The 16,577-nt window shown below is 66.7% G+C and carries 12 protein-coding genes; 7 read left to right on the top strand and 5 right to left on the bottom strand.

Annotated elements, in window-relative coordinates:
* The 5 genes from VM221_10870 to VM221_10850 form a co-directional block, all read left to right on the top strand.
* Positions 1–2,758, top strand: a 2,758-nt coding sequence (locus tag VM221_10870) for a GAF domain-containing protein (protein ID HUT75319.1), incomplete at its 5' end; no start/stop codon positions are given.
* Positions 2,758–4,245: a sigma-54 dependent transcriptional regulator gene (locus VM221_10865; protein ID HUT75318.1), complete on the top strand. Its 1,488-nt coding sequence runs from the start codon at positions 2,758–2,760 to the stop codon at positions 4,243–4,245. The genes VM221_10870 and VM221_10865, both read left to right, overlap by 1 nt.
* 89 nt (positions 4,246–4,334) lie before the next feature.
* A complete protein-coding gene (locus tag VM221_10860; protein HUT75317.1) occupies positions 4,335–5,411 on the top strand; it encodes a response regulator in 1,077 nt (358 codons plus the stop codon).
* Between the two features lie 25 nt (positions 5,412–5,436).
* Positions 5,437–6,870: a hypothetical protein gene (locus VM221_10855; protein ID HUT75316.1), complete on the top strand. Its 1,434-nt coding sequence runs from the start codon at positions 5,437–5,439 to the stop codon at positions 6,868–6,870.
* 206 nt (positions 6,871–7,076) lie between these two features.
* Positions 7,077–7,586, top strand: coding sequence for a hypothetical protein (locus tag VM221_10850; protein HUT75315.1), 510 nt, complete (start codon positions 7,077–7,079; stop codon positions 7,584–7,586).
* Positions 7,587–7,838: 252 nt separating this feature from the next.
* Here VM221_10850 and VM221_10845 read toward each other — a convergent pair whose 3' ends face one another.
* From VM221_10845 to VM221_10830, 4 genes are all read right to left on the bottom strand, one after another.
* Positions 7,839–8,873, bottom strand: a complete 1,035-nt coding sequence (locus VM221_10845; protein HUT75314.1) for an alcohol dehydrogenase catalytic domain-containing protein — start codon at positions 8,871–8,873, stop codon at positions 7,839–7,841.
* A 159-nt stretch (positions 8,874–9,032) separates the two neighbouring features.
* Positions 9,033–10,364 (bottom strand): DegT/DnrJ/EryC1/StrS family aminotransferase, encoded by a 1,332-nt coding sequence (locus VM221_10840; GenBank protein ID HUT75313.1) that lies wholly within the window; start codon positions 10,362–10,364, stop codon positions 9,033–9,035.
* Between the two features lie 4 nt (positions 10,365–10,368).
* The gene (locus VM221_10835) at positions 10,369–11,685 is read right to left on the bottom strand and encodes a neutral/alkaline non-lysosomal ceramidase N-terminal domain-containing protein (GenBank protein HUT75312.1); all 1,317 of its coding nucleotides are present in this window, start codon (positions 11,683–11,685) and stop codon (positions 10,369–10,371) included.
* A gap of 21 nt (positions 11,686–11,706) precedes the next feature.
* Positions 11,707–12,453: a GntR family transcriptional regulator gene (locus VM221_10830; protein ID HUT75311.1), complete on the bottom strand. Its 747-nt coding sequence runs from the start codon at positions 12,451–12,453 to the stop codon at positions 11,707–11,709.
* Between the two features lie 303 nt (positions 12,454–12,756).
* Here VM221_10830 and VM221_10825 point away from each other — a divergent pair, with 303 nt between their 5' ends.
* Both VM221_10825 and VM221_10820 read left to right on the top strand, forming a co-directional pair.
* A complete protein-coding gene (locus tag VM221_10825; GenBank protein ID HUT75310.1) occupies positions 12,757–13,830 on the top strand; it encodes a Gfo/Idh/MocA family oxidoreductase in 1,074 nt (357 codons plus the stop codon).
* Positions 13,831–13,848: 18 nt separating this feature from the next.
* Positions 13,849–14,649 carry a sugar phosphate isomerase/epimerase gene (locus VM221_10820; GenBank protein HUT75309.1) on the top strand — a complete coding sequence of 267 codons (801 nt, stop codon included), beginning with the start codon at positions 13,849–13,851 and terminating at the stop codon, positions 14,647–14,649.
* Between the two features lie 162 nt (positions 14,650–14,811).
* On the opposite strand, the gene VM221_10815 is transcribed toward VM221_10820, so the two are convergent.
* On the bottom strand, positions 14,812–16,272 hold the full coding sequence (locus tag VM221_10815) for a nucleotide-binding protein (protein ID HUT75308.1): 1,461 nt from the start codon (positions 16,270–16,272) through the stop codon (positions 14,812–14,814).
* Between the last annotated feature and the right edge of the window lie 305 nt (positions 16,273–16,577).

Genomic DNA, 16,577 nt, shown 5'->3' with positions numbered 1-16,577 from the left:
CGGACCTCGAGTCAGCGACCATGACGCAAGCCCGGGCGGAGCCGCGCTCGGCGCCGGCGACGTCGCGGTCGAGCAACTGCTGAGCGATGCCGTGCGCACGGCGGCGGACACCCTGGCGGCGGACACTTGCTCGCTGATGCTCATCGAGCAGGCCGGCAGCGAACCGGTGATGGAGATGGCGCACGGCCTGGGCGAGGAGGCGCTGCGCGGATCACCGACTCCCGCGGGGCACAGCATCGCGAGCTATGTGCTGTCCTGCGGTCAACCGGTGATCCTGGGGAACCCGCTGCGGGACCCGCGCCTGCAGGGGCTGGACATCGAGCCGCGCCGCGACATCAGGTCCTCGATCTGCGTGCCCATCGCGTTGAGTGAGGGCGTGCGCGGCGTGGTTAACTTCAACCGCACCGAGAGCGCGGAGCCTTTTGGACACTCCGACCTGCGGCTGGGGTGCATGCTGGCGCCCGCGCTGGGGCGGTGCGCGGCCGACGCTCGCGCCTGCCGCCGCGAGGGAATGAGCGCGCGTGAAGCGGCGGTCGCTCGCGAGCGCCTGCGCCGCGATCTCGATCATCTCTACCGGCTGTGCGACATCGTGCACCGCGTCAACACCAGCTACGAGCCGCGCTCCATCCTGGAGCAAACCGCGCAGGGGCTGGCGCTGCTGGTAGGCGGCCGCGGCGCGGGCTTTGCGCCCTGTGACGAGGCGCTCTCCGTCGCGATCGGGCCTGCATCTCACTCCGGGGTGGCGCGGCTGTCCCTGAGTGCCGCCGCCGCGGAGGCAGCGCAGGGGCTTGCCGGCCCGCTGGTGCTCGATCATCGCCTGCGGTGCCCGATCCCGGAGGCCGCAGGCGTAGCCGCGGAGATCGGCGAGCAGGTGAACGCCGGGCCCGTACTCGTACTCCCCTGCGGTGATGCCCGCGGCAGCCTGAGCCTGATCGCCGTCTGGGGCTTTGCCCAGGCCCCCGGCGAAGCCGAACTGTCGCTGGCGGCCAGCCTGTGCAGCCACAGCGCAGCGCTGCTGCGCAAGGCGATTGACTACGAGGCGGCGGTCAGCCGGCGGTCGCTCGAGCTGTCGGCGCTCTACCAGTTGTGCGGCGAGATCGGCGCGGCGACGACCGTCGAGTCGGCGCTGCGTTCGGTGCTGGAGATCGCGCACTCGATGGTGCCCTACGCCGAGGGCCTGGTTTTCATCCGCAACGAGGAGACCTCGCACCTGGAGCTGGCGGCGTGCCGCGGGGTGGAGTTCGAGGCGACGCGCGCGCAGGCGCCGCAGGAGCAGCCCGGCAACATGTACCAGTGGGTGGTGGCGGAGGGCAAGGCTTTCATCTCCAGCGACGTTGGCCAGCACCGACACGACGCCAGTCGCCTGGGGCAGGTGCTGCACTCCTCGATGGCAGTGCCGCTGGTGGTGGGCAATGAGACCATCGGCGCGCTGGCGATCCACAGCCCGCTGCCGCGCGCGTACACGGAGGAGCACGTCAAGGTGCTCTCGATCGTGGCTTCGCAGGCGGCGGCGATTTATCGCGCGTTGGAGTCGCTGGGGCGCCTGAGCCGCTACACCGATAAGATCCTGCAGAGCATCGTCGCGGGGGTGGTCGGCCTCGATCGCGCGGGCAAGGTGGTCATCTGGAGCCCGGCGGCGGCGCGGATCTTCGGCCGCGAAGCCGCCGCCGCGGTGGGCGCCGATTTCTCCACCGTGGCGCGCGAGATCGCAGGCGACGGCGGGCGCGCGCAGGACGGCGCGCAGTCGCTAGGCCTGGTAGCGCTCCAGGTGCTCGCGCACGGCGAGCCGGTGCTCGAGCACGAGGTGCGCCTGGAGCGCGCGGGCCGGCCGCCGCGGGCCCTGCTGGCGGACTGCACACCCCTGCGCGACGCCGACGGGCAACTAGTGGGCGCGGTGATCCTGGTCGAGGATATCACCGAGCGCAAGCACATGCAGGAGCGCATGCGGCAGATGAGCCAGCTCGCCGCCGTCGGCCATGTGGCGGCCAACGTGGCGCACGAGATCCGTAACCCGCTGAGCGCCATCAAGACCGCGGCGCAGTTCCTGAACACCGAATACAGCGCCGACCAATTGATCGCCCAGTTCTCCGGCATCATCAACCAGGAGTGCGACCGACTGAGCAAGGTCGCGACCGACTTTCTGACCTTCGCCCGCCCCAGCGAGCCGCAGCTTCAGCGCATCTCCCTGGCGAGCGTGGTCAACGACGCCCTGGCCGCGACCGCGCGCGAAATGGCGGAGCACCGCGTCGGCGTCAGCTGGTGCGCTCCGCCGCGCCTGCCGCGCATCTGGGCCGACCCCGACGCTCTGCGCCAGATGCTGGTCAACCTCCTGATCAACGCCGCGCAGGCGATCGGCAGCGACGGCGAGATCACGATCAGCCTGCAAGCGGCGCGCACCGAGCGGGGAGCGCGAGCGCAGCAAGTCGTCATCAGCGACACTGGACCCGGCATCGGCGAGGAGGACCTGGAGCGCATATGGACGCCTTTCTTCAGCACCAAGGCCAAGGGCACCGGTCTCGGGCTGTCCATCGTGCGCAAGATAGCGGAGGCGCATGGGGGCCGGGTGTGGGCCGAGGGCGCCGCCGGCGGCGCCGTGTTTGTCGTGCGCTTGCCCGGGGAGCGCCGCGACCGGCGGCCGACGGCCGCCAGGTCGGCCCCGCAGGCGCCGGCCGACGCGGCGGGAGCATGGCGCAAGCTTGATCTCTACCGCGACTACGCCGCAGCGCTGACGACGACGGCGGCTGAAGGAGACGATTGATGAAAGACCCGGCGCGAATCCTGGTGGTTGACGACGAGCCCAACATCTGCCAGGTGCTGTCGGCGGTGCTGCGCAAGGACGGATACGACGTGCAGGTGAGCCGGGACGGGGAGGAAGCGCTGAGCCTGCTCGAGCAGAACCCAGTTGACCTGCTGATAACCGACGTGGTGATGAACAACGTCGGCGGGGTCGATCTCCTGCAGCGCGTGCAGTCCGCAAGCCCGCAGACGCCGGTGGTCATGATGACGGCCTACGGCACCATCAAGAGCGCGGTTGACGCGATCAAGCTCGGCGCCTTCGATTACCTGGCCAAGCCCTTTGACATGGAGCAGATGAAGTCGGTGGTGCGCAAGGCGCTGTCGCAGCGCCGCCAGATGCGCGCGCGCGGCGCAACCGTGCCGGCGGCCGGGACGCCCGCCGGGGAGGAGCCGGCGGCGGCGGGCATCGTCGGCGAGGGCGAATGGCTGACGCGCGTGCACGAAATGATCTCCAAGGTCGCGCGCAGCCGCGCCAACGTCCTGCTGCGCGGCGAGAGCGGCACCGGCAAGGAGCTGGTGGCGCGGGCAATCCACGCCCACAGCACCCGCGCCGATCGCCCCTTCGTGGCGGTGGCGTGCAGTGCGCTGAGCTCCGACCTGCTGGAGAGCGAGCTCTTCGGCCACGAGCGGGGCGCCTTCACCGGCGCGGTCGCACAGAGGCCCGGCCGCTTTGAGTTGGCCGATGGCGGAACGCTGTTCCTGGACGAGATCGGCGACATCAGCATGAACCTGCAGCTCAAGCTGCTGCGGGCCATTCAGGAGCGTGAGTTCGAGCGCGTCGGCGGCACCAGGACCCTGCGCGTGGACACCCGCCTGATCGCCGCCACTAACCGCGACCTGGAGGCCGCCGTCAACACCGGCAGCTTCCGCGAGGACCTCTACTACCGCCTGCGGGTGGTCGAGATCTACCTGCCGCCGCTGCGCGAGCGCGCCGGCAACGTGCCCAAACTGGTGCGTCATTTCCTGGAAGCCTTCAACCACGAAAACTCCAAGCATATCGGCAAGGTGCCGCCCGCGGTGCTGGCGATTCTGGATGACTATCCCTGGCCCGGCAATGTCCGCGAGCTCGAGAACGCCATCGAGCGCGCAGTGGTGCTGGCGGATGATGACGCCGTCGAGCTGGAGCTGGACTTGCTGCCGCCGTCCATCATCAGCCGTAATGGCGGCGGGCAGCCCGCGATCCCGCGCAACAGCCTGGCGGCGGAACTGCACCAGGCAAGCAAGGAGCGACGCCGGGATATCCTGGCCGCGGCGCTGGCCGCCCACGACGGCGACATAGCGCGGGCGGCAGAGGCATTGGAGATCACCGAGCGCGCGGCGGCCTACTACGCGGACGAGCATTCCGCAAGCGCCGCGCGTCGCCCCCGCGCCCGCCCGCGCAGCCGCCAGGCGGCGCCTCGCCAGTCCGCCGCGGTGCGCGCGGTACGCACGCGCAAGACTGAAGCTTGACAACCCAGGGCCGTGCCAGCCGGGCGCTTGTGGCACGATTCTTGCAGCTAGGGACCGCAGCCCTGTTGGACTGCTGTGGGAATCACGCCATGAGCAAACTGCCACGGCGCATACTCGTCGCCGACTCCGACTATGCGTTCGCCCAGAGCCTGCGCGCCGACCTGGAGGGTCGCGGCTACGGCGTCGAGGTGGTCAGCGACGGCCTGAGCGCGATCAACATGGTCAAGACGCGGCCGTTCAGCGGCGCCGTCGTGGACACCGATCTGATCGCGGTGGACGGCCTGCAGGTGCTCAGCATCATCAAGGACCTCAAGCGGGCGCTGCCGGTGGTGGTGACGAGCAAGCGCGAGCGCGCGGCGACCGAGCGCGCGGCGCGGGAGGCGGGGGCCGAGGCCTATGAGCCCAAGCCATGCCCGCCGGCGCGAGTGGCGGAGGCGCTCGAGCAGTGCATGAGCGGCAGCGCCTCCATTCCGCGCCAGCGGCCGTCCCTGACCTTGGGGCGGTTGGAGGCGGGGCAGGTGCTGCTGCTGCAGTGCCCCGGTGGGCATGCCACGGGGCGACTGACGAGCCGGTTGGTGGCGAAGCATCCGGCGTCGCTCGCGGTTGCCGCTCCGCGGCGCGAGGGCGAACTGGTTTCGCTGCCGTTTGGAGCGGCGGTGACGGTGGGGTTTCCGATGCCCGATGGCTGGTACCATTTCGACACCTACGTCCTGGGAGCGGTCAGCTACCGGGGTGAGCCCGCGATACTGCTGGCGCAGCCGCGCCTGGTGAGCCACATTCAGCGGCGCCGATACGTGCGCTTCCGGGGTGCGTTCAGCGTCATGCTGGGCAGCGAACGGTGCCCGCTGACGGGCAAGGGACAGGATGTGGGCGAGGGCGGCATGCGGGTGCTGACGCAGGAACCGCTAGCCGTCGGCTCGCCCGTCGCCTGCCGCCTGCAGGCGGCAGGGGCGCAAGATCAGATCACCATTTCGGGCACCGTGGTCTGGGCCGAGGAACTGCGGGATAACGGGCATCGCTGCCGCGCGGGCATCGAGTTTCCGACCGCCTCCGGGGCCGAACGCAAGCGCCTGCGGACCTGGGTGGAAGCTCTCGCGCGACAGCGAGGGGGACCTCCCGGGCCGGAGCGGGCAGGCGATGGGCTCGGCGCATCCGCAGTGAGTTGAGCGCAATGGGGCGCGTGATCGGGCGATGAGGTACGAACAGCAGGCGCGACAGGTAACTCATCAGAAGATGGGCGCCAAGCTCATCGCGGCCGGACGCATCCTGGAGATGTCCTCGCTGGAGCTTGGGGATCGTATTGACGAGGAGCTCGCCACCAACCCCGCGCTCGAGCCGGCCGACGACGCCCTGTGCCCGGCATGCCATTGCTCGACGCGCGGCGGGTCATGTCTCAACTGCGGCCTTGACCGTGCGCAGCGGGGCGACGCCGACGCGCTTGCCCGATACCTGGCGGAGCCTCCCCTACCCCGCACCCGCGCGGAGGCCCGGGATGACGACCTCGAGGATCCTTACCTGCGGGCGGAGATGCCCGTCACCCTTCAAGCGCACCTGCATATGCAGGGGTGCGCGGCGCTCCCCGTTGACGACCACCACGCCTGCGACTACATCATCGCCAATATCAACGATCGCGGACTGCTTGACTGCGATCCGGAGGAGGCCGCGCGCGAGGTGGGGCTGCCGGTTGAGGGGATCGAGCGCATCCTGGCGGTCATCCAAACCTTCGAGCCCGCCGGCGTCGGCGCCCGCACTTCGCAGCAGGCGCTGCTCATCCAACTGCGACAGCTTCAGGATGACGGCGCCGACGGCGGCTGCGCCGAGCAAGCAATCCGCCACCACTGGAACGACCTTGCCAACCAGGCCTACGGCAAGATCGCCCGCGCGCTGCGCGTACCTCGCAGCGAGGTGGAGCAGGCGGTGGATTTCATCCGCACCAACCTCGACCCCTATCCCGGACGACAGTTCCGCTCGTTCTGGCAGAACCTGCCGCAGAACCCGCAGGCCATCAGTCGTCCCGACGTCATCATCCGCCGCAACGTCGAGCAGTACGTCGTCGAGGTGGTCGAGTCCTCCGACTTCGTCCTGCGCATCAGCGAGTCGTATCGCGAGCTGCAGCGCATGCTCGTGCGCCAGAAGCGCATCCACCGGGTGCCGCCGGAATGGCGCCACACGGTGGACGCGCTCAAGCGCGCCGACTGGTTCATCCAGAGCCTCCGCATGCGCCGGCGTACACTGCAGACCGTGACCGAGGCCATCGTCCAGGTGCAGCAGCCCTTCCTCGACACCGGGCTGGAGGAGAATCTGCGGCCGCTGACCCGCGCCCGGCTGGCGCGCATGGTCGGCAAGCATGAATCTACCGTCAGCCGCGCACTCGCCAACAAGTTCGTACTCCTGCCGCCGCCGGCGAACACCATCGTCGCTTACGATCGCTTCTTCACTCCTGCTCTCAGCGTCAAGAGCGTCATCGGCCAACTGGTGCAGCGCGAGAGCCCCTACCGTCCCCTGACCGACCGCCAGATTTGCCAGATCCTGCACTCTCGCGGCTTCAAGCTCGCCCGCCGCACCGTCGCCAAGTACCGGCTCGCGCTCCAGATCCCCTCCTCCGAGCAGCGCGGCCGGCGGTGATCGGAGCCGGCAGGCGCGACGCAGCCGGGTGATCGCGTCCCCCCTTGCGCGCGCGCACCGACGCTCCGCATGGGTCACCCATGTCGCGTCCTCGGCCCCGAAGCGGGATTCCCGCCAATGGGGGCGTTGTCGGATGCAAGCGCTTGACATCGCCCTCCGCCTCCCATAGGCTTGAGCGGTAGGCCGTCATTCCCCAGGGAGGAATCATGAGCGACAACGAGCAGGCCGGCCCCCGACGGGCGCTGCTGGCGGCGCTGGTGATGACCGCCCTCGGCGGCGCGCTGCTGCATTACCGCATTCACCCCCTTTACCGGCAAGGCATGCTGGCGCCGGTCTTCCTGCCGCCGGCGGTGGCGGCGGTGGTTGACATCGTGCTCGTCACCGCGCTCTTCTGGCGCCGTGACACCGCGCCGCTCGGCTACCTGCTCAACGGCCTGCTCGCGATCTACGGCGCGATCTTCATGCTTGACTTCTCCCTCTCCCACTTCCCGCCGGGGTGGACCATCGCCGACCTCGCGTTCAGGTCCCTCTTCGCGGATTGCGCCATCCTCGCCGGCGATTTCTTCGTGGGCAAAGCCCTCTACGATCTCTATACCGGCCCGCGCCCTCTGGCCGGCGTCCGACAGTGGCTGCAGTTCCTGAACCCAGGCTGGTGGCTGGTGCATACCATCGGCATCACGGCGATCTACAGCTTGGGCCGCATTCTGTGGAGGTGACGAGCGTGGCCTACTTTTGGCTCGGGAAGCCGGGGTGGTGGCTCCTGCATATCATCGCCATCGCGTTCACGTTCTGGCTCGGCCACGCGATGCGCTTTGCTGCGCCGACGCCGTAGGGCGGGGCGGCTGTCCCCGGCACCGCGACGGGAATCTGCTGCCTTGGCGCGACCCCGACTCGTGGTTCGCAGAGTGGCATGGGCCTCCTCGCCTCGCTCGGGGTAACGAGTAGCGCCCAGATGAACCGTATTGGGGTTAGCCGTGGGGCAGCATCACCGCCTTGATGATGGGCTGGCTGCCGTCAATGATCGCCCGCAGGGTTTCCTTGGCCTGGGCGAAGCCGAAGCTGTGAGTAACCAGCGCCTTGGCGTCCACCAGCCCATCGCGCAGCAGGCGCGTGGCCACCGGGAAGTTGATTGCCGGCTCGGCGAAGGTGGGGACGAGGGTGATCTTGCGGAAGATAAGGTCGTTGACGTCAACCTGGATCGTATTGCGGCCCCCGAAATGGAGCCCGAAGAAGGTGATGACGCCCCCGTAGCGGATGACCTTGAGTGCATCGTACATGCTTTCCGGCGGCGAGCTGACGATGACCCGATCCACCCCGTCGGGGAACCGCGACTTGATCTCGTCCTCGACGTTCTGCTTGCCGGCCTCGATCACCGCGTTGCAGCCCCAACTGCGGGCGAGGTCGAGGCGGGCCTGCTCGCGCGGGTTGTCGGTGGGGAGTCCGGTAACGGCGACGAACCCGGCTCCGCGCAGCCGCGCCAGGTGCGCGCACATCAGCCCCAGCGGCCCCGGCCCCAGGACGACGACGCTGCCGCCCAGGGGAATCTCCGCGTGCGAGACGGCGGTGAGCGAGACGGCGAGAGGTTCGGTCAGACATGCGAAGGCGTAGTCCAGCCCCTCGAACCTATCCAGGCAATTGAAGCGCACCGACATGTACTCGCTCATGCCGGGCTGCCCCTCCAGGTTGTGCATATTGCGGCAGAACTGGGGCTGACCGCGTTTGCAGTCCGCGCAGATGCCGCACATCGAGCAGTCCTCGACGATCACGCGGTCGCCCGGCTTGACGCTGGTGACGTTCTTACCAACCTCCATCACCTCGGCCGCGATCTCGTGCCCCAGGGGCATGAACTCCTCATCCCAGTCGCGCACGAAGTTGACGTCGGTGCCGCACACCCCGCAGGCGTGCACCTTGACGATCACGTGATCCTCATCCGGCGCGCCAATCTCCGCCTGGCGCTCCTCGAGGTCCAGGTATTTCTTCCCGTACAGCCCTTTGCTTCTCATGGTTCTCCGCCCCTCCGGGTGGGGCAGCCGTCTCGGCTGCCAACATCTGCTGGTCGCCGGGCCCCTAAGCCCCGGCTGTGTCGGGGCCGGGGTGGCGGCTCCTACTGGTCGGAGCCTAGCCACGAGACGCCCGGCCTACCATGTCTTTGGTTCGTTCGCTCATCCCGCCCCGTAGAGCTTGCCGTCGGCGCCGGGGTAGATTTCGTCGTCGGCGTGGGCCATCACCTGGTCGAGGCCGGCGAAAACCTTGTGGAAGGCAGCCGCGATCTTGTCCATCAACTCGCGCCCGTTAGGCGGATGGATGCCGTGGACGATGGTGTAGGTATCGCACAGCTCCTGCGCCACCGGGAACTGGTCGGGGTTGTAATCGTAGGTGATCCCCTTGGCCTCGTTGATCGCCCAGGGGTAGTGGGAGCCGCCGTAGCCCAGCTTGGTCTGGAACAGGTCCTGCGCCGGCACGGGCATGGTCTGCCACTGGCCGACCAGCACGCCCTCCTTATAGAGCGCCTTCTCGACCGCCTCCCGGAAGCGCCGCGGCGCCGCCTCGACGCCCGCCGCTATGGGATCGAAGCGCACGTTGTACATGAAGTAGACGTGTGTGCGATCCGGCGCGCAATAGGGAGGAATGACGCCAGGGATTTGGCCCAGCTCCCGCGTCAGGTATTCCGCGTTGGCGATGCGCGCCGCGTTCAACTCGTCCAGATGCATGAGCTGCGCGCGCGCCAGGGCCGCCGGCAGCTCCTGGTTGCGGTACATGTAGCCGAGGATGGAGGCGTTGTACTTGCGGCGCTGGCTGGCCTCGTCAACCTCATCGCCGAAGCAGCGGATGAGCACGCCCTTGTGCAGCAGGTCCTCGTCATCGGTGGTGAAGAGGCCGCCCTCGCCCCCACACAGATTCTTGAAATTATTGAGGCTGAAGGTGCCGACGTTGCCGATGGAGCCGACCTTGCGGCCCTTGTAGGTCGCCCCGTGGGCCTGGCAGGCGTCCTCGATCACGAATAGGTTGTGCTTCTTCGCGACCGCCATGATTGCGTCCATGTCGGCGGGCACGCCCTGGATGTGCACGGGGATGATGGCCTTGGTGCGCTCATTGATGGCCGCCTCCAGCTTGGTCGGGTCCATGCAGTAGGTGCGGGGGTCAATATCCACGAACACCGGGATGGCGTTCTGGTGCAGCGCGCAGGAGGCGGAAGCGAGGAAAGTGAAGGCGGAGGTTATAACCTCGTCCCCCGGGCCCACCCCTCCCGCGGCCAGCGCCATGTGCAGGGCCGCGGTGCCGCTGCAAGTGGTGAGGCAGTGCCGGGTGCCGACGTACGCCGCCCACTCCCGCTCCAGCGCCGTCACCTGCGGAGCGGTGCCGCCAGCCAGGACGCCGCGGTCGAGCACCTCGTTGACCAGCCGCCGCTCGTCGTCGCCGATGACTGGCCAGTCCCGGTAGTCGCTCCGCTGGAGCACCGGCTTGCCGCCGCTGATTGCCAGTTCCACTGCCATAGTCTCACTCCTCCGGTGAAGATCCGTGCATGGTCTCGAGCAAGGCCAGACTGCGCCCGACCACGATCTCCTCCGCCGCATCATCCAGGCGCCGGACGTTCTCGGCGTAGCCGCCCTCGCTGATGGCCTTGCGGGTCGGCACGTAGCCCACCTCACCGTTCGCCAGCCCGATGATGTAGGTGCGCGCGAAGCGGCTGCGCGCCTTGATCTGCATGCCGATCTCGGTGTAGAGCTCGCCGGGGAAGGTGATGAAGGCGGCGTCTCCGACGGCGAGGCAAATCTGCTCGATGGGTACTTCCTGCCCCTGCACCCGGCGCAGGTCGCGGTAAAGCACGGCCAGGTAGTCATCTCCTACGCCGTCCGCCAGCGGCTGCACCTTGCCGCCGCTCCGCCGCAGGATCTCCTGCGCCCAGGCCCACTCCTCGTCGGTGATGGTGCGCGCGGGCACAGTGTAGCCGACAGCCCCGCTGCGCAGGCGAACATCGGGCGTCGGCACCGCGGCGCGCGCGGTCTCACTCACCGCCTGAGCGAGGGCCGCCCCCGCCCGCTCGAGGCCTTCCCAGTCCCGATGGCGCAGACCGTCAATGTCCATCGTGCCCTGCGCGCCGTTGACAAACATGGCGAGGGCGCCCCACTCCTGTTCGAGAAGCCGTGCCGCCGCGCCGGGGTAGTCGGCGCTCAGCAGGTAGTTGTCGCCCGACATGATGTTGGGGTGCCCCGCGTGGTTGAAGAGAATGCACTTCACCTGCTGCGGGTCTTCTGCCGCCGTCACCTTGAGCACGCCGACCTCGGTGTCCGCCTCGCCCAGCGGCCCCACGATGTGTTCCGGCGGGTACGGCTCCCAATTCATCACCACGTGGCCGTCATCGGCCAGCAGGCGCCGGTAGTGGCTGATGGTGTCCTCGCGGCCGGAAGCCACGCCTACCGCCACGGGTTCCAGGTTGCCTGCCGCCTGCGCCACCAGCGCCGCCAGCCTCTGCGCCAGGCCGTGGCTGTACTCGGCTTCGGGCGGATTGAAGTGGCCGATGGTCGCCGGCCCGGAGTGGGTGTGGGTGGTGGCAATGATGGTCTGCTGCGTGGGGATGCCGACCTGGCCCGCCACCCCTTGACGGGACGCGCCGCTGTCGGCAGCAGACAGTAGGCATACATCCACCGACACGATGGCGAACATGTCGCGCGGCTCGCGCGAATTCGCCAGCACCAGCGCGCGGGCGAAGAGTGGATCGTGCACGCCCTCCGAGCGGTGGCTGCGGATCATCCCATCCATCCACACCTCGCGGGTGGGCGTGATGTCAATCTTGGCGGTTCCGGCCAGCATCATGCACCTCGCACTCCCTGGGCATCATTCGCCGACGGTGCCGCGGCGGGTCTGCCGCTGCACCAGCGTCACCGTCCCCGCCAGCCGACTGCGATCGCCCCGGTAGCGAGTGACGATCCACAGTGCCGGGCGCCCCTCGGCCGTATGGATGAGCTCCCCGGTCACCAGCAGCGGAACGTCACCGTCAATCTGCAGCAGCCGCCGGTCGTCTTCGCTCGCCGTCTCGACGCGGATGTCGTAGTGCGTGCGTACCAAGTGCCGGCCCGACTGCTTCTGCCAGAGGTGCAGAAACACGGGCGAAGCCGCCATCCGCGGAGTGATCCCCTGGGCCAGCGCCGGGGGAATGAGCACCTCGTCCACCGACAGCGGCGCCCCGCCTTCGCAGTCGAGGCGCACCAGATGGCGCAGCATCGAGCCCGCTTGCACTTCGAGCTTCTCCGCCATCTCCGCCACCGCGGGCACTGACTCATCGGCCAGCAGCGTGCGCACGATCCGCAGGCGGCCCGAGGCGACGTCGGAGGTGAAGCTGGACATGCCCACCACGACCGTGCGCCCCGGTTCGACGACGAAGCTGCCAATGCCCTGCCGTCGTTCCACGATGCCGTCGAGCGCCAGCTCCCGCAGGGCGCGGCGGACGGTAATCGAGCTGACGCCGAATTCATCCCCCAGCTTCGCCTCCGAGGGCAGGGCCGCCCGCGGGTCATACCTGCCGGCCTCGATGCGTTCCTTCAGCTCGTTGTACACCTGGTGATAGAGCGGGGTCTGTGTCATGTTCGTCGCTCGGTCCCGACTCAGTATACGCATTATACTAAGCCTCGCGAAAAAGGCAAGGCCACCTGTGGCAGGGAGATGTCTACGCCGCTGCTGCTCACAGCAGTTCGTAGCCCGCAGGACTCCTCGCCCCCGCATCATCCTCGCCTCGCTTGAGTCCCAAGGCAATTCGACATGCGCACCCTGGTCCGCATGTTTCAATGCGCGAGCTTCCGTAGCCCCTCTCGCGCGCTGACGGCAGGATACTCACGTCCGACGCCGAAAGAAGCGCGCCGTTGCGTCCTAACGGTGTGGAGGGTGATTATGAGCAAGCAGGTGCGCGTCGGCGTTATCGGGATGGGCATTGGGCGGTCAAACGCGTGCGCGATTGCGCGGAATCCGCGCGGGCGAGTGGTCGCTCTTTGCGACCTTGTCGAGGAACGCATGAAGGATTACGCGAAGGAACTCTCCGAACCGGTAGCGATGTACACCGACTACAAGCGGATGGTGCGGGACAAGGGTGTGGACGCGGTGTTTATCGGCACGCCCAACCAGTGGCACGTCCCCATGGGCCTCGAAGCGGTGCGCCAGGGCAAGCACGTCTTGATCACCAAGCCGCTGGCCGATTCCGAGCGGGCGGCGGCCGGCCTCGTTCGCGCGGCGGAAGCCGCCGGGGTGGTCAACATGATGTCGCTCAACACGCGCTTCGGCGGCGAGTGCCGATTCCTGGGCGCTCTCATTGCGCAGGGTCAGTTTGGCGAACTCTACTACGGACGCGCTCGCAGCATCCGGCGCAGCGGCATCCCCGCGTGGAACCTGGGCTTCATTCAGAAAGGAGGGGGCGCGTTCCGCGACATGGGCGTGCACGTCCTGGATGCGGCGTGGTGGCTGCTGGGGCAGCTCCGGCCCATCAGTGTCACCGGGGTGGCCGGGGCGAAGTTCGGGCCGCGCGGGTTGGGCTACTGGGACTATAAGGCGCCCCCGAAGGAGGTCTATCAGCAGTACGCCGCTGACGACTATGGCGGCGGGTTCATTCGTTTCGAGGGCGGAATCGGGCTCCAGGTGGAAAGCTTCTGGGCTTCCCATCAGCCCGAGGAGTTCCAGGTCGAGCTTTTCGGCACCGAGGCAGGGGCGCGCTATGCGCCGCTGACCGTGTACCGCACGCAGGACGGCGCGCCGCAGGATGTGACCACCAAGCTGCCGCCCGGTCCGTCGGCGTGGGAGAACATCGCCGCGCACTTCATTGACTGCATCCTGGATGGCGTGAAGTGCGAAGCGCCGCTGCGCCACGGGCTGATCGTGCAGCAGATGATGGAGGCGCTGCTGCGCAGCGCTGAGACCGGCAGGGAGGTACGCTTTCGAGAGGACGCCGCCGCGACCGCTCGCAAGCGCGCGTAGAAGGAGGAGAAAACGCAGATGAAGCTCGGCTTTATCGGTGAGAACAGCCTGGCGGGCGTGGAGCAGGATTCGGCGTTCGCCAAGGAGCACGGCTACCTGGGTCTGGAGTACAACTACTGGGATGACTTCCGGGAGCTTACCGCGGAGACGGTGGCGCAGATGCGTAGGATTCACGCGAAGCACGGCGTGCGCGCCTCGATGCTGGGCATATGGGGGTGGAACTACCTGTCGCCGGACCCCAAGGAGCGCGCGGAAGCGCATCAGATGCTCGACCGGGCCATCACCTTCGCGCAGCAACTCGAGGCCGAGGTTATCTCCATGGGTGGAGGCGAGATCCCGGGCGAGCCGCTGGGACGCAAGATAGCGGAGTTCCTGCGCGTGTTCCCGCCATTCCTGGACAAGATGCACAAGGCGGGCTTGACGCCGGTCTTCTACGCCGTGCACGGCAACAGTTTCTTCGACAGCCTGGCCGCATATGAGGCGGTGTGGGAGCGTATCCCCGACTTGAAAATCAAGTTCGACCCGGCCAACTGGAAGCATCACGGCGACGATTACCTCGAGGTTGTCAAACGTTATGGGCACAAGATCGGTCATGTGCACATCAAAGAGCATCTGTATCACAACGGCCAACTGGCTTCCCAACCGGCGGCGGGCATGGGGGACATCGAGTGGGGGAAGGTCTTCGCTTTCCTCTACGAGCACGACTACACGGGGTGGTTATCGGTTGAGCCCCACGGCGGCATCTGGTCGCGGGGGGCGATGCGCCACAAGCTGCTGGTTCTGACGAAAAAACACCTCAGCCAGTTTCTGCTCTGTTGAATCGCGCACATCATGTTGACGGATTTGGCGAGGGCTCTCGCACCTGCAAAATAGTGCCGTATGGCAGGTTCATGTGGCACAGCCGTCTCGATAGCTGGGATGGAACAGCCTAGAGCGCTGCTGCGAAGGAGTCGATGTGGCGCTCCAGGGAGGAGAGGTGGGTCATAGTCGAGTTATGGTGATCTTATCCACCCACAATTCGATACCGGGTTCGCGTTGGAATACGCGGAACTCAAAACGAGCGTCCTTCATTTCTTCTCTAACGTCGAATATGAGCGACCTCTGTTCGTAGCGCCCGGGCGGGGGCGGCTTTACGTTGGGCTCTTCCTTGAGGACCTTGAAGGAATCGCCCTTCGAGTAGGCTATGTCGCAACTAATCCGGCCCTGGCCCGGACGCGCCGGGTCGGGATTCATCTTCATCCAGAAGACAACGCGGTAATTGCCGACGCGAAGAGTCTTGTAAGGACCGTATAGGTTTGGAGAAGATTGGCCGTATGGGGGAACATGCCACACTCGGCCAGACGTGGCGTCCGCGTCATCAACAAGATCGCCGCCCTGCCGAAGCATGGGTTCGAGATAGGCCGGGTATACTCTCGTGTCGTAGGCCTGAGGGGCATATGGCGCTTGAGGCTTGTGGCGCGTTTGGCGCGCGTCCTTCTCCTGAAGGTCGCGTTCACCCGCGCCTGCGGTGGCATGGCGGTCAGGGGTCGTCGTCGTGAGAGGGCGGTTTGTACGGGTTTCCTTGACGGTAAAGGCACCGGCTTTATGCCAGTCGGTGCCCGTCAGGTTGACGAGGCAGCCGCAATCCTGGAGACGCGAGGCAAGTTCCTGGCGCGTCTCGCTGGAGTTGTTCAGTATGACGAGGTGAAGCCCGCTAATGTCCGAAAATGGTCGCATAGGGCCGAGCTGTACCAGGACTGTTCTGCTAGGGTGGAGGCCCATAGCCATTCCGGCCTCGAACAGTACATTCTGTCTGGGTTGTGGCGTTAGGGTTGTCTCGTACTTTGGGTCCTTCTTTGCGTACAAAGAGGGACGAAGGCGAGCTTCATCATCACCGGTCATCAGGACGACGACGGCTTTGGCCATAGAGAACGCCTTCTCGAGGATCGCCGTGATATGAGGGGAAGGCTCGCCGGTAGCCTTTCTGGCCTCCGACCATTCGATTGGGTGTAAGTTGATTAAGCGGAGGAACTGAAAGAGAGCAGTGCGGGCCTTTGCATCGCGACCGTGGATGACTAGAACGTAACGAGGGTCTACGGTAGCGGGCGGCGTAGTGGAATCGGCCGAAGGTGTCGCGGTCCCGGCCGGGCCGGTGATGAAATCATCGGTCACGTCTTTCCCATTTTCAGCGACATACCATTCGTCAGGAATTAGGGTCTGGACGATACTGGCTTGGCGCTCCTTCCTGATGAGAGGCAATAGCATCTCTGAGAGTTGTTCAGTGAAGCTTATCTGTATCCGCTCGATGTCATCCGTCGTTATCGTCTTGCCCCCACTCACGATGGGACGGCCCCTGCAATATGGCTCGACGAAACGCTTCGTCAACTGCGGTTTCGTCAAGTCCAGCTTGACCTCATCGTGCGACGGATTTGACTTAGTCGTGATTCGGACGTGGTACGGCATGGCAGGATTCCTCTTGCTGGACTGGCAACAACACCCAACTTAGGCACTATAGCGCCGAAGCAGTGCTAAGTCAAGCTAGGGCGACTGGACTGTGGGCGTCCTAATAGAGCGTCTTGACGCGAAGGGAGCCTTGCATAGCAGAAACACGAGGGGCGTGACGAAGGGCAGGTAGTGTAGTGTCCCGATGATGGCTTTACAATGGGCGACCTTCTCCAAGATAGCATCGACCTTTTTCGTCCAGACGAACGGTTTGGGATTCTCGTTGTTGACCCGGATGAAATCTTCGATCGCCGCGACGAGTTCCG

The organism is Armatimonadota bacterium (assembly GCA_035527535.1).
Taxonomy (GTDB): Bacteria; Armatimonadota; Hebobacteria.
This window is presented reverse-complemented; position numbering and strand designations above follow the sequence as displayed.

Bases quoted from the DNA above. Each gene is read 5' to 3' on its own strand.
- VM221_10865 (HUT75318.1), top strand. From the start codon at position 2,758: ATGAAAGACCCGGCGCGAATCCTGGTGGTTGACGACGAGCCCAACATC.
- VM221_10820 (HUT75309.1), top strand. From the start codon at position 13,849: ATGAAGCTCGGCTTTATCGGTGAGAACAGCCTGGCGGGCGTGGAGCAG.
- VM221_10860 (HUT75317.1), top strand. From the start codon at position 4,335: ATGAGCAAACTGCCACGGCGCATACTCGTCGCCGACTCCGACTATGCG.
- VM221_10845 (HUT75314.1), bottom strand. From the start codon at position 8,873: ATGAGAAGCAAAGGGCTGTACGGGAAGAAATACCTGGACCTCGAGGAG.
- VM221_10835 (HUT75312.1), bottom strand. From the start codon at position 11,685: ATGATGCTGGCCGGAACCGCCAAGATTGACATCACGCCCACCCGCGAG.
- VM221_10855 (HUT75316.1), top strand. From the start codon at position 5,437: ATGAGGTACGAACAGCAGGCGCGACAGGTAACTCATCAGAAGATGGGC.
- VM221_10830 (HUT75311.1), bottom strand. From the start codon at position 12,453: ATGACACAGACCCCGCTCTATCACCAGGTGTACAACGAGCTGAAGGAA.
- VM221_10840 (HUT75313.1), bottom strand. From the start codon at position 10,364: ATGGCAGTGGAACTGGCAATCAGCGGCGGCAAGCCGGTGCTCCAGCGG.
- VM221_10815 (HUT75308.1), bottom strand. From the start codon at position 16,272: ATGCCGTACCACGTCCGAATCACGACTAAGTCAAATCCGTCGCACGAT.
- VM221_10825 (HUT75310.1), top strand. From the start codon at position 12,757: ATGAGCAAGCAGGTGCGCGTCGGCGTTATCGGGATGGGCATTGGGCGG.
- VM221_10850 (HUT75315.1), top strand. From the start codon at position 7,077: ATGAGCGACAACGAGCAGGCCGGCCCCCGACGGGCGCTGCTGGCGGCG.